Origin of the sequence: Streptomyces lothianensis (genome assembly GCF_047779955.1) — a bacterium.
In the GTDB taxonomy this organism is placed as follows: domain Bacteria; phylum Actinomycetota; class Actinomycetes; order Streptomycetales; family Streptomycetaceae; genus Streptomyces.
The window spans coordinates 117377-137273 of sequence record NZ_JBLMKT010000074.1 but is presented as its reverse complement, the minus strand read 5'-3'; the positions used below and the strand labels follow the sequence as shown (position 1 = coordinate 137273).

The 19897-nt window shown below is 71.5% G+C and carries 20 protein-coding genes; 10 read left to right on the top strand and 10 right to left on the bottom strand.

Annotated elements, in window-relative coordinates; all coding sequences use genetic code 11:
• On the top strand, positions 1–1131 hold the full coding sequence (locus ACLF6P_RS26360) for a winged helix DNA-binding domain-containing protein (RefSeq protein ID WP_415953539.1): 1131 nt from the start codon (positions 1–3) through the stop codon (positions 1129–1131).
• A gap of 137 nt (positions 1132–1268) precedes the next feature.
• On the top strand, positions 1269–1994 hold the full coding sequence (locus tag ACLF6P_RS26355; RefSeq protein ID WP_415953538.1) for a class I SAM-dependent methyltransferase: 726 nt from the start codon (positions 1269–1271) through the stop codon (positions 1992–1994).
• A gap of 98 nt (positions 1995–2092) precedes the next feature.
• On the opposite strand, the gene ACLF6P_RS26350 is transcribed toward ACLF6P_RS26355, so the two are convergent.
• From ACLF6P_RS26350 to ACLF6P_RS26330, 5 genes are all read right to left on the bottom strand, one after another.
• Positions 2093–2875: an N-formylglutamate amidohydrolase gene (locus ACLF6P_RS26350; protein WP_415953536.1), complete on the bottom strand. Its 783-nt coding sequence runs from the start codon at positions 2873–2875 to the stop codon at positions 2093–2095.
• 99 nt (positions 2876–2974) lie between these two features.
• Positions 2975–4084, bottom strand: coding sequence for a DUF3048 domain-containing protein (locus ACLF6P_RS26345; RefSeq protein WP_415953534.1), 1110 nt, complete (start codon positions 4082–4084; stop codon positions 2975–2977).
• Positions 4085–4309: 225 nt separating this feature from the next.
• Positions 4310–5299 carry a DUF3048 domain-containing protein gene (locus ACLF6P_RS26340; protein WP_415953532.1) on the bottom strand — a complete coding sequence of 330 codons (990 nt, stop codon included), beginning with the start codon at positions 5297–5299 and terminating at the stop codon, positions 4310–4312.
• A gap of 183 nt (positions 5300–5482) precedes the next feature.
• Positions 5483–6472: an aldo/keto reductase gene (locus ACLF6P_RS26335; protein ID WP_415953531.1), complete on the bottom strand. Its 990-nt coding sequence runs from the start codon at positions 6470–6472 to the stop codon at positions 5483–5485.
• A 100-nt stretch (positions 6473–6572) separates the two neighbouring features.
• Complete coding sequence (locus ACLF6P_RS26330; protein WP_415953529.1) at positions 6573–7661, bottom strand: ATP-dependent DNA ligase; 1089 nt, start codon at positions 7659–7661, stop codon at positions 6573–6575.
• 161 nt (positions 7662–7822) lie between these two features.
• Between ACLF6P_RS26330 and ligD the strand changes: the two genes are divergently transcribed.
• From ligD to ACLF6P_RS26315, 3 genes are all read left to right on the top strand, one after another.
• Positions 7823–8839, top strand: a complete 1017-nt coding sequence (gene ligD, locus ACLF6P_RS26325; RefSeq protein WP_415953527.1) for a non-homologous end-joining DNA ligase — start codon at positions 7823–7825, stop codon at positions 8837–8839.
• Between the two features lie 143 nt (positions 8840–8982).
• Positions 8983–9642, top strand: coding sequence for a pyridoxamine 5'-phosphate oxidase family protein (locus ACLF6P_RS26320; protein ID WP_415953525.1), 660 nt, complete (start codon positions 8983–8985; stop codon positions 9640–9642).
• A gap of 138 nt (positions 9643–9780) precedes the next feature.
• Positions 9781–10566 (top strand): VOC family protein, encoded by a 786-nt coding sequence (locus tag ACLF6P_RS26315; RefSeq protein WP_415953524.1) that lies wholly within the window; start codon positions 9781–9783, stop codon positions 10564–10566.
• 20 nt (positions 10567–10586) lie between these two features.
• Here the strand turns inward: ACLF6P_RS26315 and ACLF6P_RS26310 are convergent, their stop codons facing one another.
• From ACLF6P_RS26310 to ACLF6P_RS26300, 3 genes are all read right to left on the bottom strand, one after another.
• Positions 10587–10832, bottom strand: a complete 246-nt coding sequence (locus tag ACLF6P_RS26310) for a WhiB family transcriptional regulator (protein ID WP_415953522.1) — start codon at positions 10830–10832, stop codon at positions 10587–10589.
• A 165-nt stretch (positions 10833–10997) separates the two neighbouring features.
• A complete protein-coding gene (locus tag ACLF6P_RS26305; protein ID WP_415953521.1) occupies positions 10998–11972 on the bottom strand; it encodes an acyl-ACP desaturase in 975 nt (324 codons plus the stop codon).
• A gap of 211 nt (positions 11973–12183) precedes the next feature.
• Positions 12184–13824: an ABC-F family ATP-binding cassette domain-containing protein gene (locus ACLF6P_RS26300; protein ID WP_415953520.1), complete on the bottom strand. Its 1641-nt coding sequence runs from the start codon at positions 13822–13824 to the stop codon at positions 12184–12186.
• A 416-nt stretch (positions 13825–14240) separates the two neighbouring features.
• On the opposite strand from ACLF6P_RS26300, the gene ACLF6P_RS26295 reads away from it, so the two are divergent.
• Positions 14241–15068, top strand: coding sequence for an isocitrate lyase/PEP mutase family protein (locus tag ACLF6P_RS26295; RefSeq protein ID WP_415953519.1), 828 nt, complete (start codon positions 14241–14243; stop codon positions 15066–15068).
• Between the two features lie 54 nt (positions 15069–15122).
• On the opposite strand, the gene ssgD is transcribed toward ACLF6P_RS26295, so the two are convergent.
• Entirely contained in the window at positions 15123–15539 is a 417-nt protein-coding gene (ssgD, locus tag ACLF6P_RS26290) for a spore wall synthesis regulator SsgD (protein WP_415953518.1), read from the bottom strand.
• A 414-nt stretch (positions 15540–15953) separates the two neighbouring features.
• On the opposite strand from ssgD, the gene ACLF6P_RS26285 reads away from it, so the two are divergent.
• The 4 genes from ACLF6P_RS26285 to ACLF6P_RS26270 all read left to right on the top strand — a co-directional run bounded on the left by ACLF6P_RS26285 (position 15954) and on the right by ACLF6P_RS26270 (position 19739).
• Complete coding sequence (locus tag ACLF6P_RS26285; RefSeq protein WP_415953517.1) at positions 15954–17162, top strand: beta propeller repeat protein; 1209 nt, start codon at positions 15954–15956, stop codon at positions 17160–17162.
• Between the two features lie 72 nt (positions 17163–17234).
• Positions 17235–18086, top strand: coding sequence for an inositol monophosphatase family protein (locus ACLF6P_RS26280; protein WP_415953515.1), 852 nt, complete (start codon positions 17235–17237; stop codon positions 18084–18086).
• Positions 18087–18127: 41 nt separating this feature from the next.
• Positions 18128–18880, top strand: a complete 753-nt coding sequence (locus tag ACLF6P_RS26275) for an endonuclease V (protein ID WP_415953513.1) — start codon at positions 18128–18130, stop codon at positions 18878–18880.
• 82 nt (positions 18881–18962) lie between these two features.
• The gene (locus ACLF6P_RS26270; RefSeq protein WP_415953511.1) at positions 18963–19739 is read left to right on the top strand and encodes a GNAT family N-acetyltransferase; all 777 of its coding nucleotides are present in this window, start codon (positions 18963–18965) and stop codon (positions 19737–19739) included.
• Here the strand turns inward: ACLF6P_RS26270 and ACLF6P_RS26265 are convergent.
• Positions 19721–19861 (bottom strand): hypothetical protein, encoded by a 141-nt coding sequence (locus ACLF6P_RS26265; protein WP_415953509.1) that lies wholly within the window; start codon positions 19859–19861, stop codon positions 19721–19723. The genes ACLF6P_RS26270 and ACLF6P_RS26265 overlap by 19 nt on opposite strands.
• Positions 19862–19897: the final 36 nt, after the last annotated feature.

Genomic DNA, 19897 nt, shown 5'->3' with positions numbered 1-19897 from the left:
GTGACTCTCAGCCCGCGCCGCCTCGCGCTCGCCACCCTGGACCGCCAGTTGCTGCTCGAGCGCAGGCCCCTCGATGTCACGGAGGCGGTGCGCCGGCTCTGCGCCCTGCAGGCCCAGTCGCCCGCCTCGCCCTACCTCGCCCTGTGGAACCGCGTTCGGGACTTCGCGCCCCAAGACCTCGACGCCGCCTTCGCGGAGGGGCGGATCGTGAAGGCCTCCCTGATGCGGATCACCCTGCACGCGGTGACCGCCGAGGACCATCCCGCCTTCCACGCCGCGATGGTGAGCAGTCTGCGCGCCTCGCGCCTGTACGACCGCCGCTTCACCGACACGGGGCTGACGGCCGCGGACGCCGACGCGCTGCTCGCCGACCTCACCCCGTATCTTCAGGAGCCCCGCACCAACGCGGAGGTGGAGGCGGAGGTCACGGCACGCATCGGTGGCGACCGGCAGCGCGCGTGGTGGGCGCTGCGGACGTACGCACCCCTGCATCATGTCGCGACCGGAGGCGCCTGGTCGTTCGGACACCGCAACACCTACCGGCTCGCCCCACAGTCGCGGGACGTCACCGCCGATGAGGGTGTGCGGCGCCTGCTGCTCTCGTATCTACGGGCCTTCGGACCCGCCACCCCACAGGACTTCGCCCGGTTCACCCTGCTCACCGGCAAGACGATCCGGCAGGCGGTCGAGGAACTGGACGAACGCATCGTCCGCATCGCCGGTTCGGGACGCACGGCCCTGTACGACCTGCCCGACGCGACCGTGCCCGCCGAGGACACCCCCGTACCGCCGCGCCTGCTGCCCATGTGGGACAGCTCGCTCCTCGCGCACGCGCTGCCGGGCCGGTTCATGCCGGCCGAGTACCGGCCCGCGGCCGTCCGCAGGAACGGAGACGTGCTGCCGTGCCTGCTGGTCGACGGGCAGGTCTCGGGCGTCTGGCGGGCGGCCGAGGACGGACTCGAACTCACCGCGTTCCGCAGGCTCACGGCAGGGGAGTGGAACGGGCTGAGCGAGGAGGCCGAACGCCTGGTGAACTGGCTGGCCGACCGGGATCCGCGGGTGTACGGGCGGTACGGTCACTGGTGGGACAAGGGGCTACCCGGGGTGGAGACCAGGGTGATCAAGGCCTGAGGTGCTCCTGCCTTCGCCGCGGCACGCTCGTTCCGCACGGCTTGGCGGGTTCACGAGCGTGCCGCGGCCTGGACCGAAACGGACCTTGTGGATCGAACCCCACAGGCCGACGCCGGCTCCGGGCGTATCCTGCCCCGATGTTCGATCCCCGAGGACCCACCCTGCGCGAACTCACCGTCCAGGCCCTGTCATCCGTGGAACGCGGATACGACCTCCTGGCGCCGAAGTTCGACCACACCCCGTTCCGTACGCCCGACCGGATCCTCGAACCGGTTGCCAAGGTGCTGCACGCGCTCGGGCCCTTCGAGCGCGGACTCGACCTGTGCTGCGGCACCGGCGCGGGCACCGAGGTGCTGGCCGAGGTGTGCCAGGGGCCGGTGACAGGCGTCGACTTCAGCGCGGGCATGCTGGCCGAGGCCCGCGCCCGGCTCTCCGGGCGGGCCGACTGGGTCCGGGGCGATGCCCTCGCCCTGCCGTTCGGCGAGGCCTTCGATCTCCTCGTCAGCTTCGGCGCCTTCGGACATTTCCTGCCCCGGCAGCGCCCGGCCCTCTTCGCCGAGGCCTACCGTGTGCTGCGACCGGGCGGCAGCTTCGTCTTCCCGGTCGGCGCACCCCCGCCGGTACGCTCCCGCGCCTACTGGGTGCTGCTCGGCTTCGACACCGTGATGCGGCTGCGCAATGCCGTGTGGCGGCCGCCGTTCGTCATGTACTACCGCGGTTTCACACTTGCCGATGCTGCCGCGGAGCTGACGCGTGCGGGGTTCACGGTGTCGCTGCACGCCCTGCCGGAGCTCGGCCGGCGGCCGGACGGCTCCCCGCGCGCCCGGGTGATCGCGGCGAGGAAGCCGCACCGGGAGAGGTAGGCGCACCGGGAGAGGTGGCCGCACCGGGCGAGGAAGCCGCACAGGGAGAGGTGGCCGCACCGGGCGAGGAAGCCGCACAAGGCGGGCAGGCTCACGGGTCAGGAGAGCTGAGTCACCAGTTCGCCGAGCGCGGCGCCGAGTTCCCGCAGCACCGCGCCCGCGGGCCCGCCGGGTTCGCTCATGTACAGGTCCCGGCGGATCTCCACCATCAGCGCCTGCACCCGCGGCTCACGTCCGTGGAACGGCAGCGGCACATACGTGCCGGCGAACGGCGAGTCGACCGCCGTACCGCCGAAGCGGCCGAGCACCTTCTCGGCCAGGGACAGCAGCTCGGGCGGTGTGTGGAAGGGGTCCGTGCCCAGGCAGACGGGCGGGCGCGGGCCCTGGCCGTGCAGCTCGTAGGGGAGCGGGCGGGACGGGTACGAGTGGACGTCGAGCACGATGACGCGTCCCGCGGCCCGCAGCCGTTCACCGACCAGCTCAGTCATGGCCTGCGCGTACGGGTGGAAGTAGCGTTCGAGGAGCGGTTCGGCGGCGAAGCCCTCCGTTCGCAGTGGCTCGCGGTGCGTGGTGCGCGTGTAGACCGCGCCCATGCCGACCGCCCGCATCTCCTCGCGCTCGTCGGGGAAGCGCTCGGGGTCGACGACGAGGCGGGAGAGCCGGTTGACGAAGCGCCAGGGCGTGCCGCCGGCCGCCAGGGCCGCGGACTCGGCGAGTTCCGCGGTGTGCGCATCGGTGATGTGCGCGAGCTCGGCGGCGAGCGCCGCATCGTCGAGCAGGAGCTCGCGCCGGACGTCGTCGGGGATCACCCGCGAGCCGTGCGGCACGTGCAGCAGGACGGGCGAGCCGGCGGCTCCCGGGTGCACCTCGAAAGCGTTCATCGCCTCACCCTAGAGGGCGACGGCGACTGCGGACGGCGTCCTCCGCGGCGGCATCCTCCGCGGAGGGCAGCCAGACCTGCCTCAAGCGGGTGGCAGCGCTCAGGCGTCCTCGTAGACGATCCAGACCTGCCCTGTGGCGAACGGCATCCGCCTGCCGTCGTTCAGCGTGAAGGTGGTGCCGCTCTGTGCGTCCGGCCGTCGCCACGTCGTCTCGTAGGCCCTGCCGTCCCGCAGGACGGTCGCCCTGCCCTCGCCGACGGTCTTGATGTACGGGGTGGGGGCGCCGTTGACGTCGCGGTACTGCGAGGGCGGCATGTGCACCTTCTGGATCACGATCGTGCGCGCGCTCAGCTGCCCGCCCGTGGTCAGGCGTGCGGGCTCGCCGTCGAAGGAGATGTGCCAGCGCTGCTGGACGGGCGACCAGCGGAACGTATGGCTCGCGGCCCGGTAGCGCACCGTACGCGAGGCCGTCGGGGTGCCGCCCCGGGGTGGTGCCGCGCCGAAGCGGAAGCCGATGTCGTGCGCCTGCGAGGCACGCGGGGCGGAGTCGAGGACCGCGGCCGGGTTGACGAACAGGTTGTGCGGGGCCGAGCGGCCGGGCTCGCGGAAGTACGCCCCGGGCAGCTCGTGGTGCGGACGGATGTGGATCGGCGAGTTCTCCAGGTACTCGCGCAGTGCGCTGCGCACCCCGGAATAGGCGAGCGCGGGGCGGCCGAACTGCCGGAGCAGCTCGACATCCGACTCGCGGGCGCTGCGCACCGGGCCGATGCTGCGCGGGATCCGGCTGGAGTACACACCCATCAGGCGGCTCATCCCGCCCTCGACCTTCTCGACGTAGACGATATCGGCCTGGTCGAGGTTGTGATGGGGGCGGGCCCGCCGTGAGTTGTCGAACTTCACGGCGATCACCGGCCCCTGTGCGGCCACGCTGCCCCGATACGGCGATCGCCAGGGGCGCGTGACGGGTTCCGGCCGCACCGGGGTGACCGGGGCGACGGGAGTGATGGGGGCGATGGGGGTGGCGGGGACCTCGACGGACGGTCCGTGCGTGGGTACGGGACCGGTGCGGTCGGCGGCGGGAGCGGCGCCGAGCGTGAGGGCACCTGCGGCGAGAAGGGCGAGCACGGGCACCATCGCAGCACGGCGCCCGGTGCGGGGAGTGGACAACCCGGTGCGGAGAGCGGACAACCCGGTGACGAGAGCGGACAAAACGGGACTCCTGGGCAGGGCGCGCCCGCGGCGCGCGGCGGCTGTGCAGGCGCAGCTTCCCTCCACGGCGGCCGCTGTGAAGCGGTACGGACCGGGTGATCCCCTGAACGAGGCGGATGCTTAGCCGGATCCGCCGCCATTCCTGCTACTGATCAGACCGGTGCTCGGTCGATCGGACCGGTGCCCCCGCCCGCCGCACCGACGCTCACCGATCGGACCGGAGCCTCATCGGTCCGCGTCGGTGTGCACGAACCACACCTGGCCGTCGGCGAACGGCAGCGGCCCGCCGTCACGGTCGGTGAAGACCGTCGTGTCCTGCGCCGAAGGGCGGCTCCACCTCCCCTCGTACGCCCGCCCGCCCCGCAGCACGAGCGCTTCGCCGCTGCCCACGGTCTCGGTGTACGGGGAGACGTTGCCCCAGCGATCCCGGAACCGGGAGCTGCGTACGACCCCGTACTGCACGACGACGGTCGACGGCGTGAGCTCGCTGAGGCGGCCGTCCATCGACACGCGCCACCGGCCGCGCTCCGCCGACCAGGTGAACGTATAGCGGGCCGAGGGATAGCGGACGGTGTACGAGGCGGCGGCGCGCCCGCCGGACGGTGCCGCGCCGAAACGCAGACCCAGGTCGCTCGCCTTCGCCTTCGGATCGGGTTCCGGGGTCAGGCGATCCGGCCGCAGGTAGAGGTTGTGCGGGGCCGGGCGCGAGGACGAACGGTAGTAGGCACCGGGTGCCTCGGCAGGCGAGCGCGGATACAGCTCGGCCTTGTCGATCAGCGGCAGCAGCTTGCCCTGCGCACCGGAGAACGCCAGCACCGGCTTGCCGTACTCCCGCAGCAGCTCCAGATCGGTCTCACGTGCACTGCGCACCGGACCGATGGACGGCGGCAGGCTCCCGCCCAGATACACGGCGAGCAGCCGGGTCAGCCCCGCCTCCACCTGCTCGACATGGATCACTGCTGCTTCGCGCAGCCCGGTATGCGGCCGGGCCGGTCGTACGTTGTCGATCTTCACGGCGAGCACGGTCGGCCGTCGGACGGGACTCGGCCGCGGTGAGGGCGGCTCGGAGGTCTCCGGTGCGGAGGTCTCGGGCGCGGGGGAGCGCGTGGGCGGGGGAGCCGACCGGGTCGGGTCGGCCTCCCCGCCCCCGTTTCCCGAGGTGCAGGCGGCGAGGCCCGCGGCGGCGGGCAGCGCGAGAAAGGTACGGCGCCTCATGAGACGCGCCGCCCGGGGGACTTCGCCCGCGTCCGGGACGTGACCTCTGGCGCAGGCGTGACCCCCGGCGGGGGTGTCACACCTGCCGGGGCTTCGTCCAGGCCCGATGGCCGACAGGAATCCATAGGAATACGAATACCCGGTCCGGCCTCGAACACATACCTGAGGGGTGCCGAAGAGGGCTCAGCCCGCCAGCAGCTTCTCGATCCGAGCCAGCTCCTCCGCCGAGAACTCCAGGTTCCGCGCCGCCGCCACACTGTCGGCCAGCTGGTCCGCGCTGCTCGCGCCCGCGATCGCCGAGGCGACCGTGGGTTCGCGCAGTACCCAGGCCAGGGCCATCTGGGCGAGGGACTGACCACGCTCCCGCGCGAGGCCGTCGAGCGCCCGCAGCCGCATCACCTGCGTGTCGGTGATGCCGTCCGCGGTGAGGAACGGGCTGAGTCCGGCGGCCCGCGAGTCGGCCGGGATGCCGTCCAGGTAGCGGTTGGTGAGCAGTCCCTGGGCGAGCGGCGAATACACCACGGCACCGGCACCCACCTCGTCGAGCGCCGGCCACAGGCCGTCCTCCGGGCCGCGGTCGAGCATCGAGTACTTCGGCTGGTGCACCAGGAGCGGCGTGCCCAACTCGCGCAGGATGCGGGCCGCTTCGCGGGTCTGCTCGGGTGAGTAGTTGGAGATCCCCGCGTACAGCGCCTTGCCCCGGCGTACCGCCGAGTCCAGCGCGCCCATCGTCTCCTCCAGCGGAGTCCTGGGGTCGGGCCGGTGCGAGTAGAAGATGTCGACGTATTCGAGGCCCATGCGCTGCAGGGACTGGTCGAGTGAGCTCAGCACGTACTTGCGCGAACCCCATTCCCCGTACGGGCCGGGACACATGAGGTATCCGGCCTTCGTGGAGACGATGATCTCGTCCCGGTGGGCGCGCAGATCCTCCTGGAAGATCCGGCCGAAAGCCGTCTCGGCGGCGCCGGGCGGCGGACCGTAGTTGTTCGCCAGGTCGAAATGGGTGACGCCCAGGTCGAAGGCCTTGTGGATGATGGACCGCTGACGGTCGAGGGAGCGGTCGGTCCCGAAGTTGTGCCACAGGCCGAGGGAGACGGCGGGCAGCAGCAGCCCGCTGCGTCCCGTACGGCGGTAGGGCATGGACTCGTAACGGCCGGGTGCGGCTGCGTACACGGAAGGGCCTCTCTGTACGGTCGGAAGCGATCCGTCCAGCCTTGCCGCGGGCGGCCCCTCTGTCCAACGAAAGCGCGCGGAATGTCCGGCGCACGGCGCCTCAGGGCGAGGCATCGCCCGCCTGGCGGCGTCCCAGCACCTCGCTCAACTCGTAGCCCACGGGCTCGTCCAGTTGTCCGTACGTACAACTCTCGGGCCTACGATCGGGGCGCCAGCGGCGCCACTGCGCGGTGTGCCGGAAGCGGACCCCGTTCTCCATATGGTCATACGCCACCTCCGCCACCCGCTCGGGCCGCAGCGCCACCCACGACAGATCCTTCCCGCCCGTCCAGCGGCTGGTCGCGCCGGGCAGCCGGGCCGCCTCATGGGCGGACTCCTCGGCCCACGCCGCCCACGGGTGGCCCTCGGCCGAGTCCATACGCAGCGGCTCCAGCTCCTCCACCAGCTCCGCACGGCGCTTCATCGAGAACGCGGCACACACGCCGACATGCTGCAGCGCGCCCTGCGCGTCGTACAGTCCGAGCAGCAGCGAACCGACGACGGGGCCGCTCTTGTGCAGGCGGTAACCGGCCACCACCACGTCGGCCGTGCGTTCGTGCTTGATCTTGTACATGAGGCGTTCGTTCTGTCGGTAGGGCAGGTCGAGCGGCTTGGCGATCACCCCGTCGAGGCCCGCGCCCTCGTACTGCTCGAACCAGCGGCGGGCCAGCTCCCGGTCGGTGGTGGCCGGAGCGATGTGCACGGGGGCCTCGGCGCCCGCCAGCGCCATCACCAGCTTGGCGCGCCGCTCCGCGAGCGGCGTGTCGAGGAGGGATGTGTCGGCGAGCGCGAGCAGGTCGAAGGCGACGAACGAGGCAGGCGTCCGCTCGGCGAGCAGCCGCACCCGCGAGTCCGCCGGGTGGATGCGCTCGGTGAGCGCGTCGAAGTCGAGCCGGCCGTCCCGGGCGATCACCACCTCGCCGTCGACCACGCAACGCCCCGGGAGGTTCGCCTTCAACGACTCGAGCAGCTCGGGAAAATACCTGCTCAGCGATTTGCCCGTACGGCTTGCGACCTCGATCTCGGCCCCGTCGCGGAAGACGATCGCCCGGAAGCCGTCCCACTTGGCCTCGTACTGCATATCCGGCGGGATCCTGGCGACGGACTTCGCGAGCATCGGCTTGACGGGCGGCATCACCGGCAGCTCCATGCCTTCGATTGTGCTCGTTCGGCGGGCCGCGCGCCTGGTGTACGCGTGATGCACGCGTTGATGCACGCGTTGATGCACGCGTTGATGCACGCGTTGATGCACGCGTGGTGTGCGCACTCTTCCCCATGCACCGCCGGCCGCGCCCGCCTACCGTGACAGACATGGGTGGAGCTGCGATCGAGCTGGACGCGGGCGGTCGGAAGGTGCGGCTATCGAGCCCGGACAAGGTCTTCTTTCCCGAGACCGGCTATACGAAGCGTGACATCGCCGAGTACTACCTGACGGTCGGTGACGGCATTCTGCGCGCCCTGAAGAACCGGCCCACCACCCTGGAGCGCTACCCGGACGGACTCGGCGGCGAGTCCTTCTTCCAGAAGCGCGCCGCCAAGAACGCACCCGACTGGATGCCCACCGCGGAGATCACCTTCCCCAGCGGGCGCAAGGCCCGCGAGATCTGCCCGGACGAGGTCGCCGCCGTGATCTGGGCCGCGCAGTTCGGCACGCTCACCTTCCATCCCTGGCCCTCGCGCGCAGCCGATACCGACCACCCCGACGAACTGCGGATCGACCTCGACCCGCAGCCCGGGACCGACTTCACGGACGCGGTCCGCGCAGCCCATGAACTGCGCGCGGTCCTCGACGAATTCGGCTCGCTCACCGGCTGGCCCAAGACCTCCGGCGGCCGCGGCCTGCACGTCTTCGTACCGATCGAACCGCGCTGGGACTTCATCGAGGTGCGCCACGCGGTGATCGCCGCCGGTCGGGAACTGGAGCGCCGGATGCCGGACCTGGTGACCACGGCCTGGTGGAAGGAGGAACGCGGCGAGAAGATCTTCGTCGACTACAACCAGGCGGCCCGCGACCGCACGATCGCCTCCGCCTACTCCGTACGCCCGAAGCCGAACGCCCCCGTCTCCGCGCCACTCCGGTGGGAGGAGGTGGACGACGTGCGGCCCGAGGACTTCGACATCAGGACCATGGCCGCGCGCTACGGCGAACTCGGCGATGTGCACGCGGACATGGACGCCGAGCGGCACACGCTGGACGCCCTGCTCGAACTCTCCGCACGCGATGCGAAGGACCGCGGCCTGGGCGACCTTCCGTATCCGCCCGACTATCCGAAGATGCCGGGTGAACCGAAACGGGTGCAGCCGAGCAGGGCGAAGAAGGACGGGTAGGCGCGTGCCGGGATGGGGAGGCAGACGGCATTGTCAGTGGTGGCCGGTAGCCTTGAAAAGGGCTCGGCCCCCAGGGAGGGAGGGGACTGCCCTCGGGGCATAAGGTGATCAACGTCTTGATCACCAGAGGCCTGGGGGGCGTCATGAGCACAGCAGAAGTGTCCTCGTATCCGGAGCATGCGCAGTACACGGAGATCCGCACCGTCGAGGAACTGCGTGAGCTGATCAAGGTCCCCGACGCACCCGCGGCCGGCAAGGTGCGCAGCACCCTGCACGAGTACGACCGGGCATGGCTCGCCAGGTCCCCGCTGTGCGTGATGGCGACCGCCGACGGCAACGGCTGGTGCGATGCCTCGCCCAAGGGTGACCCGGCCGGCTTCGTGAAGATCCTCGACGACACCACGATCGCGATCCCGGAGCGCCCCGGAAACCGCCGGGCCGACGGCTACCTCAACATCCTGCAGAACCCCCGGGTCGGCCTGCTCTTCGTCATCCCCGGCCGGAGCGACACCCTGCGCCTCAACGGCCGCGCGAAGCTGGTGAAGGACGCGCCGTTCTTCGAGGACATGCTGGTCAAGGGGCACCGGCCGACACTGGCGGTGATCGTGGAGATCGAGGAGGTCTTCTTCCACTGCGCCAAGTCGTTCCTGCGTTCGGCCACCTGGAAGCCGGAGACATGGGAACCGGAGTCGGTGCCGTCCACGGCACAGATCGCCAAGGCGACGACCCGCAAGCACCAGGCCATCGAGGAGATCGAGGCCCACTACGGCGCCATCTACGGCGAGAAGCTCTACGAGGGCTGAGCGGCCCGCGGCACGGTCCGCGAGGCGTGGTAGGGGGCGCCGGCCCCGTACCGCCCCTCGCGGTGGCCGGGCGATTGTCAGTGGCCGGTGCAAGACTCGGTGGCGGTAGGGCGACAACCCCCCTCAAAGGAGTGGATCATGCTCACCACCGATTTCATCACCGGCTCCCTCGTCTGGACCGACCTCGGCACCCCCGATATCGCCGCCGCCAACGCGTTCTACGGAGGCGTCTTCGGCTGGGACGCGGAGACCTCCTCCGAGGAGTACGGCGGATACGTGACGTACCGCAGCAACGGGAAGGCCGTCGCCGGCGGGATGCAGGTCCCGCCCGAGCAGGCCGATCCGGCCTGGGGCATCTACTTCCAGACCCCCGATGCCGACGCGACAGGGAAGGCCGTCGTGCAGGCCTCCGGCACCGAGCTCATGGCGCCCATGGACGTGGGGCCGCTCGGGCGCATGGCGCTCTACGCCGACCCGGCGGGCGCCTCCTTCGGCCTCTGGCAGCCCGGTGAGGTGAAGGGCTTCGAGGTGGTCAACGAGCCCGGTGCGCTGAACTGGGTGGAGCTCTACACCCCCGACGTCCCCGCGGCCGCCGCGTTCTACGGGGCGGCGATCGGTCTGCACACCAGTGCCGTCGACTTCCCGGGCGGCTCGTATACGACGGTGCACCCGGGCCCCGACCCGGAGGGCATGTACGGCGGCATCGCCGACCAGGCCCAGGATCCTGGGCAGAGCGGCCGCGCGCACTGGCTGCCGTACTTCGAGGTCGAGGACGTGGACCGGTCCGTGGCCAAGGCGCGCGAGCTCGGGGCGAGCGTGCAGATGGAGCCCACGTCGATGGCGGGCGTCGGCCGCCTGGCGCAGCTCTCCGACCCGTTCGGCGCCCGCTTCGCCGTGATCAAGGGCGATCCGGACCAGGAGTGAGCAGCCGCGGCGGGCGCATCTCAGGAGCGCGTACGTCTGAGGGCGAGCCGTTCCTTCTCGGAGAGGCCGCCCCAGACGCCGAAGCGCTCGTCATGGGTGAGCGCGTAGTCGAGGCAGGCGGCGCGGCCCGCGCAGGAGAAGCAGATGCGCTTCGCGTCGCTCACGGAGCTGCCGGGCTCCGGGAAGAAGAACTCCGGGCCCGTCTGCGCACACAGGGCGTCCTCGTGCCAGTCGGGTGCGGGGTTGGCTGCGGTCGTGCTGGGCATGCCGTGAGCATGGCGGCCCGGGGAAAACGTTCGATCAACGCGTGATCAACGCCGTGCGGGCGGGCCCGGCCGATTCCGGCCGGACCCGCCCGTGACGGAGCACTCGTGACGGAGAATTCGTGACGCGGCCGTCGTGACGCAGCAGTCGCGACGGAGCGGCCGCGTCTACTGGACCGCGCGTGCCGCGAGCCGCGCCTTGCGTGCCGCGAGCTTCTCGTCGAACTTCCTGGCCTCCGCGTCGAGACCGCCCATGAACAGGCCGAGCTCCTCCTGGGCCTGCAGACCCTCGGGACCGAGCCCGTCGATCTCCATGACCTTCAGGAAGCGCAGTACGGGCGCGAGCACATCGTCATGGTGGATCCGCAGGTTGTAGACCTCGCCGATGGCCATCTGCGCGGCCGCGCGCTCGAAGCCGGGGATGCCGTGGCCGGGCATCCGGAAGTTCACGACCACGTCGCGCACCGCCTGCATGGTCAGGTCGGGCGCGAGTTCGAACGCGCTCTTGAGGAGGTTGCGGTAGAACACCATGTGCAGGTTCTCGTCCGTGGCGATCCGGGCGAGCATCCGGTCGCAGACCGGGTCGCCGGACTGGTGCCCGGTGTTGCGGTGCGAGATGCGGGTGGCCAGCTCCTGGAAGGACACGTACGCGATCGAGTGCAGCATCGAGTGCCGGTTGTCGGACTCGAAGCCCTCCGACATGTGCGACATGCGGAACTGTTCGAGCTTGTCCGGGTCGACCGCACGCGAGGCGAGCAGGTAGTCGCGCATCACGATGCCGTGCCGCCCCTCCTCCGCGGTCCAGCGGTGCACCCAGGTGCCCCAGGCGCCTTCGCGGCCGAAGAGTGAGGCGATCTCGTGGTGGTAGCTGGGGAGGTTGTCCTCGGTGAGCAGGTTCACCACGAGGGCGATCCGGCCGATGTCGGTGACCTTGGACTGGGCGGGGTCCCAGGGCTCGCCGTCCTCGAAGAGGCCGGGGAAGTTGCGGCCGTCGGACCAGGGCACGTACTCGTGCGGCATCCAGTCCTTGGTGACCTTGAGATGCCGGTTGAGCTCCTTCTCCACGACCTCTTCCAGGGCGTACAGCAACCGGGCGTCGGTCCAGCCGGTCGGACTGCCGAGGTGGGGCGAGGTGAGGGTCACGGGTGCTCCTGGGGGCTGGGGCAGGGGGAACGCGCAGGCAGGGCGAAGCACGCCCTACCTACGGACACGTAGGTTACGAGACCGTAGGTTAAGCGCCGCATAAAGGAGATCGCTGATCAGGGCCCTTCGCTGTCCGATTTGCTCTGATTCAATGTGTGCGGGGACGGCCGTGCGCGCGCCGCGCGCGACCGTCCCCGTGCCCCCTGCGGCCTCAGCCGTGCGCCATCAGTTCACGCGCCTCCTCAGCGCCGATGTCCCTCAACTCGCCGTCCAGCAGCAGCCATCGGGTGATGCCGGCCGATTCCAGGAACGGCAGATCGTGACTCGCCACGATCAGCGAACCCTCGTAGGCGTCGAGCGCGTCCGTGAGCTGGCGCACACTCGCCATGTCGAGGTTGTTGCTCGGCTCGTCCAGCATCAGCAGCTGCGGGGCCGGCTCGGCGAGCATCAGGGCCGCGAGCGCGGCCCGGAAGCGCTCGCCGCCGGAGAGCGTCGCCGCGAGCTGATCGGCCCGCGCCCCCTTGAACAGGAAGCGGGCCAGCCGCGCGCGCACCCGGTTGTTGGTGGCCTCCGGCGCGGCCTTCGCCACGTTCTCCGCCACGGTCAGCGCGCCGTCGAGGACGTCGAGCCGCTGCGGCAGGAAACGCAGCGGCACATGCGCAACCGCCTCGCCCGACACCGGGGCGAGCTCCCCGGCGATCGTGCGCAGGAGCGTGGTCTTGCCCGCGCCGTTGCGCCCGATCAGCGCGATCCGCTCGGGTCCGCGCAGATCGAAGCCGCCGCACACCCGGGCCCCGTACCTCAGCTCCAGATCGAGCAGGCTGAGCACCCGGCGGCCCGGCGGCACCGCCGTGTACGGCAGGTCGACCCTGATCTCGTCGTCGTCCCGGACCGCATCGGCCGCTTCGTCGAACCGCTCCTTAGCCTCCTTGAGTTTCTCCTCGTGCATGATGCGGTGCTTGCCCGCGGAGACCTGGGCCTCGCGCTTGCGGGCGTTCATGACGATCTTCGGTTCGCGTTTCTGTGCGTACATCTTGTTGCCGTAGCGCACCCGCTTCGCCAACTTCACATGAGCTTCGGTCAGTTCGCGCTTCTGCTTTTTCAGGTCGCTCTCAGCGACCCGCAGCATCCGTTCGGCCGCCTCCTGTTCGACGGCGAGTGCCTCCTCGTACGCGGAGAAGTTGCCGCCGTACCAGACGACGTCACCCGAGCGCAGCTCGGCGATCTGGTCGACCAGATCCAGCAGTTCACGGTCGTGGCTGACCACGATCATGACGCCCGGCCAGGCCTGCACGGCTGCGTAGAGCCGGCGCCGCGCGTACAGGTCGAGGTTGTTGGTCGGTTCGTCGAGCAGCAGGACATCGGGCCGCCGCAGCAGCAGTGCCGCCAGCCTGAGCAGCACGGACTCGCCGCCGGAGACCTCGCCGATGGTGCGGTCGAGGCCCACGTGGCCGAGGCCGAGCTGGTCGAGCAGCGCGATGGCGCGCTCCTCGACATCCCAGTCATCGCCGACCGCCGTGAAGTTCTCCTCGCTCGCATCACCCGCCTCGATGGCGTGCAGCGCGGCGCGGGTGGCGTCGATCCCGAGCACCTCGTCGACCTTGAGCGCGGTGTCGAGTGTGACGTTCTGCGGCAGGTAACCGACCTCGCCGGCGATCTTGACGGTTCCCTCGGACGGGTCGAGCTCACCGGCGATCAGTTTCAACAGGGTTGACTTCCCTGATCCGTTGAGCCCGATCAGCCCGGTACGCCCCGGCCCCACGGCCAGGTGCAGTCCGTCGAAGACCTCGGTCCCGTCGGGCCAGGTGAAGTCGAGTGCGGTGGTGGATACGGAGGTGGGGAAGGTAGACATACGGGCTGCCTCTCGAGGTCGCTCGGTGGGTGATGGGCGACGTACGAGACACCGCGGGCGACAGGCTCGGATCAGTGGTCCTCGCGGGACGGCCCGGGAAGGCAGGTCCGAGGGCAGAGAAAAAGCCCTGTTCCGCAAGAGGGACGGCTCGAAACGCCGAGGTCGCACACGACGCGCGCAGCGCACAGGCACTGCAGGAGGCGCGGTGTCTCAGGACCTCAGACGAGCAACGTCCTTCTCCAATCGGCGGCAACAGAAGCTCGTACACCGTAGGAGGGTGCCCGGTGGACCGTCAACGGATAATTTCCGGACACGCGAGGCGCGCTTTCCGGGCAGGTGAGGCGTGCTCCGCCGAAGTCGCGTACGTGTCGGAAACTCGCCAGCGCGCCGCACCGCTCCCTTGATTGAGTGGGCCCATGACCGAAACAGACACGCTCATCGCCAAGGCCCGCGCCCTGCACGCCCTGCACACCCCCGGAAACCCGCTCGTCCTCGCCAACGTCTGGGACCTCCCCTCGGCCCGCATCGTCCAGGAGGCCGGCGCCACTGCCCTCGCCACCACCAGCTCCGGGGTCGCCTGGGAGCTCGGCGCGGCCGACGGCGACCATCTGGAGCGCGAGCGCGCCATCGAGGCGGTACGGGCCATTGCCGCAGCGGTCGAACTGCCGGTGACCGCGGACATCGAACGCGGCTACGGCGAGCGGCCCGAGGACGTGGCGGTCACCGTGCGGGCCGTGCTCGGGGCCGGAGCGGTCGGCATCAACATCGAGGACTCGGTGGGCAGCGGGCTGCGCCCCGCCGAGGAGATGGCGGAGCGGATCGCCGCGGCCCGGGCGGCGGCCGACGAGGCCGGGGTGCCGCTCTTCATCAACGCGCGCACCGACCCGTATCTGCGGCAGATCGGCGCGGAGGACGGGAGGCTCGCGGAGACGTTGCGCAGGGCCGCGGCCTACCGCGAGGCTGGCGCCGACGGCATCTTCGTGCCCGGGGTGGTGGCACCGGGCCTGGTCAAGGAACTCGTCGACGGGATCGACGCGCCGCTGAACGTGCTGGCCGGACCGGGGGCTCCCGCGGTGGGTGAATTCGCGGGCCTCGGGGTCGCGCGGGTCAGCGTGGGCGGGCGGATCGCGGAGGCCGTGCATGGTCTCGTGCGCCGGGCGGCCGAGGAGGTCCTGGCCACCGGCGGCTATACGCAGATGGCGGGGGGCCTCACGTACGGGGAGCTCAACGAGCTGTTCGGCTGAGCGGGCCGCCGGGCCGCCGGGCCGACCGGCCGAGCGGGTCGCCCGCCTGGCCGGTCAGCAGGCGCCGCCGAGCAGTTCGGCCAGGTTCTGGTCCACGTCGAGATGCAGATGCTCGCGTCCGGCGGGGACCATGGCCGTGGTCCGCTTGAGGAAGCGGCGCAGTTCGCCCGTGCGTACGTGTACGACGGCCGTGCCCTCGGGGGCGTGGAACTCGAGCACGGTCCGCTCGTATCCGTACGGACGCACCCGCACGTCGCCCTCGCCGACCGGCGCCTCGATCCCGGTGCTGAGCAGCTCGCGGGCGAACCCCCATGACACCTCCACGCCCTCCAGCGTGGCCGGCGCGGGGAAGGTCATGCGCACGGCGAACGGATCACTGCGGTCATAGGCCAGCCTCGCGGGGATGGTGGGCATCCGCGGCGCGGCCGCGACGAGTCGTGCCTCGACGTCTTGCTCGATGACGGTGGACAACCCCTGGCTCCTTACGATGGCTGGCTGGACAGGCCTGCAGTGGGATAGACGACTCTGCGCCCCGATCCGTGCGCGCCGAAGGCCGTGACGTGTGTCACCGCACGCCGCGGCTCCTGTGCGCCGCAGAGCACGGCGTGTGTTGCACCGCACTGCGCGTGTTGCACCGCACGGCGCAACGCGGCGCTTGTCCGCCGCACCGCGGGCTTTGTCCGCCGCGCCGCGGGCTCGCGCGACACGCTAGGGCCGCGAGCCGGGCACCGCGACCGCCGCGCGGGGGATACCGCCGATTGACTACAGAGGTCCGCACCGTGTAGCGGAGGTTCAACACCCCTCACCCCGCATGACGTTGGGCCCGTACGGTGCTCGGGAGGGCCCTCTGGACGCCCCGGTGCGGGTCGACTAGCTTCGCCGCGCATGACAGCCATGAGGAAGTCGAGTCGGATGGTGGCCGCCGCGGCCTGTGTCGCGGCGGTGGCGGCAGTGCTCAGCGGTCCCGCACAGGCGGCCGAGGGCAGTGGGGCGGGCGGCGCGGCGGGTACGGGCCGTACGACGAGCGCGGCGGGCACAGGCCGTACGACGAGCGCGGCGGGTGTGGCCGACGCGGCCGGTGCGGCTGGTGCGGAGAACGTCGATCTGTCGACGTATGCGCGGCACCTTGACTGGGACCTCAAGCCCAGCGGCACCGAGGCACGCTTCCGCGGGCTTGCCGCCGTCAGCCGGAGCACCGCCTGGGTGGCGGGCTCCGAGGGAACCGTGCTGCGGACCACCGACGGCGGCAGCAGCTGGGCGGATGTCTCGCCGCCCGGCGCCGGTGAGCTCCTGTTCCGCGATATCGAGGCCTTCGACCGTCGGCGCGCCGTGGTGCTCGCCATCGGCCCGGGCGAGGCCTCGCGGGTCTTCCGCACGGAGGACGGCGGTCGGAGCTGGACCGAATCCTTCCGCAATGACGAGCCCGAGGCGTTCTACGACTGTATGACCTTCTTCGACCGGCGCAACGGCCTTGCCATGAGCGATCCCGTCGACGGGAAGTTCCGCATCCTGTCGACGGGCGACGGCGGCCGCAGCTGGCGGGTGCTGCCGAGCGAGGGGATGGTGGAGGCGCTGCCGGGCGAGGCGGGCTTCGCGGCCAGCGGGCAGTGCCTGGTCAGCCAGGGCCGCTCCGATGTGTGGCTTGCGACCGGCGGCGGCGCGAGGTCCCGTGTCCTGCACTCCTCGGACCGTGGTCTGACCTGGACGGCCGCCGAGACGACGATCCCGGCGGGCGAGGGCGCGCGAGGGGTTTTCGCGCTCGCCTTCCGCTCCCGTACGCAGGGCATCGCCGTCGGCGGCGACTACCGGCCCGATCAGGACTCTCCGCAGGCCGCGGCGGTCAGCGGCGACGGCGGCAGCAGCTGGCAGGCCGCCGCCGAACCCCCGCCGGCGTACCGCTCGGGCGTGACCTGGGTGCCGCATACGCGCTCCGTCGCGCTCGCGGTCGGCCCGACCGGCACGGACATCACCTTCGACGGCGGCCGCAGCTGGCACGTCTTCGACGACGGCTCCTTCGACAGCGTGGACTGCGCCCGCGACTTCGGCTGCTGGGCAGCCGGTGAGCAGGGGCGGATCGCACGCCTGGAGCGGTGAGGACTCGCCAGGCCGACCCGGGCACCCGCGGTCCGCACGGGAGCGGACCGCAGGGCCCGTTAAGGTGCACGCATGATCGATTCTTCCGCGGATTCGAGGCCGGGTGAAGCAGCCGACGCGGCCCGGAACGCCGAAGCCCGCACGGCCGATGCCGAAGTGGCTGTCGCCGCGGTCCGCGCCGGAGCGGATGTCGTACGCGGGATGTACGGGCGGGACCTGACCCGGATCGACAAGGGAGCCGGGGACTTCGCCACCGCCGCCGATGTCGCGGCCGAGGAGGCGATCCTCGGCGTCCTGCGCGCCGCCCGTCCCGAGGACGCGATCCTCGGCGAGGAGGGCGGCCGCCGAGGCGCCGCGGCCGCCGGCCGTGAGTGGCTGGTGGACCCGCTGTGCGGAACGCTCAACTACGCCTCCGGCGCCATGCTCGTCGCGGTCAACGTGGCGCTGCGCGGTGGCGCGGCCGCCGCGGTGGCCGACCCGTTCGGCGGCGAGGTCCACGCCACTGACGGCAGGCGCGCCTGGGTGCGCAGGGAGGGTGCGGACACCCCGCTCACCCCGACCGCCGCCACCTGCCTCGTCGACGTCAACCTCGACCCGCCCTTCCCGAGTGCCCCCGGATTCCGTGCGGTCGACCTCCTGTCCCACCCCGGGTTCATCGCCGGTTTCCGCCCGCGCGTCGTCTCGACGACCCTGGCCCTCGCCTGGGTGGCGGCGGGCCGGCGCGCGGCCTACGTGACGGACGGCGCAGACCTCTGCGGGAGCGTGCACTTCGCGGCCGGGATCGCCCTGTGCCGCGCGGCCGGCTGCGTGGTCACGGACCTCGACGGCGTTCCGATCGGCCCCGGGAGCCGGGGACTTGTGGCCGCGGCGGACGCCGACACCCATGCGCGGCTGCTGGCGATGATCGCCGAACCGACGCTCTGAGCGGCCGGGTGCGCGCGGAGCTCACGTACCCTCGACCCACCATGGAGCACCTCACGCACCTCACGCCCCCAGCGCCCCCGCCCGCCCCCGCGCCTGTCACCGCGCCCGTCACCGCGCCCGTTCCCGCCGACTGGCCCGGCACCGAGGCGCAGGCCCGTGCCGTGCAGGACCAACTGCGGGCGCGGGTCGTGCTCGACGAGGAAGGCCCCGAGCCGGGGCGCGGGCATGTCACCGGGGTCGACGTGGCCTATGACGACGCACGCGACCTCGTCGCCGCCGCGGCCGTGGTGCTCGACGCGGAGAGCCTCGAGGTGGTCGAGGAGGCCACGGCGGTCGGCCGGATCTCCTTCCCGTACGTTCCCGGACTCCTGGCCTTCCGTGAACTCCCGGCCGTCCGCGCCGCACTCGGCGCGCTCGACGCGGAGCCGGGGCTTGTCGTCTGTGACGGCTACGGTCTTGCGCACCCACGCAGATTCGGCCTCGCGGCGCACCTGGGAGTGCTCACCGGACTGCCGGCGATCGGCATCGCGAAGAACCCCTTCACCTTCTCCTACGAGGAGCCGGGCGCCGTGCGCGGTTCCACGGCGGCGCTGATGGACGGTGGCGAAGAGGTCGGCCGGGCCGTGCGCACCCGCAGCGGGGTGAAGCCGGTCTTCGTCTCGGTGGGACACCGGATCTCGCTGGCTCGGGCCTGCGCCCACACTCTCCATCTGACACCTCGTTACCGGCTGCCGGAGACGACCCGCCGGGCGGACGCGCTGTGCCGGCGGGCCTTGCAGCGCGCATCCGCGTAGCCGTCGCCGGACTCCGTACGGACAGCCGGACGCCGACCGAAAACCATTTGTGCGGCCCGCCCGCGGATGCTCCCCTTCCCGCATGGAACATCAGAAAGTACTCCGCCTGTTCGACCGGCAGATGCGACGCGAGGCGGCGCCGGACCACTCCGGTGTCCGCGTCGAGGACACCGGAACGGTGGTCCGGCAGAGCGGAGCAGCAGGGGACTGGAACTGCGTGGTGTGGTCCGGTCTCGACGAGTCGACCGCCGACGCGGTGATCGCCGAGCAGATAGGCCATTTCGGGGCGCTGGGCGTCGAGTTCGAGTGGAAGACGTACGGGCACGACCGGCCCGCCGACCTGGGGGAGCGGCTCGCACGAGCGGGCCTGGCCGCCGAGGAGCCGGAGAGCCTCATGGTCGCCGAGGCGGCCGAGCAGCCCGAGGCGGGCGCCCTCGGCGACGGGCTGCGCCTGGTGGACGCGACCGATGAGGCGGGTATCGCACTCGCCGCCGAGGTGCACCGGCTGGCCTTCGGAGCCGACAGTGACCGCCTGCAGCAGCAGCTGCTCGACCGCCTCGCCCACGCGCCGGACAGCTTCGTGATGACGCTGGTGATGGCGGGGCAGCGGCCGGTCGCCGCCGCCCGGATCGAGTTCACCTCGGGTGCGGACTTCGCGGGACTGTGGGGCGGCGGCACGCTCCCCGCGTACCGCGGCCGCGGCCTCTACCGCGCCCTCGTCGCCCATCGCGCCGCGCTGGCCTCGGCCCGCGGAGTCCGCTACCTGCAGGTCGACGCACTGCCGACCAGCCGTCCGATCCTGGAACGGCTCGGCTTCGAGCAACTCGACGTGACGGTGCCCTACGTCTTCACGCCCTGACGCGTTTTCACGCCCCGGTACACCTTCACGCCCCGGTACACCTTCACGCCCTGATCCGCCTTCACGTCCTGACGCGCCCCCAGGATGCGCCTCGCGGCGAGACCGGCGTCGGCGTGCGGCATGGCCCCCGGCCGCCTCGGCGGGTGTCCGGCGGATCA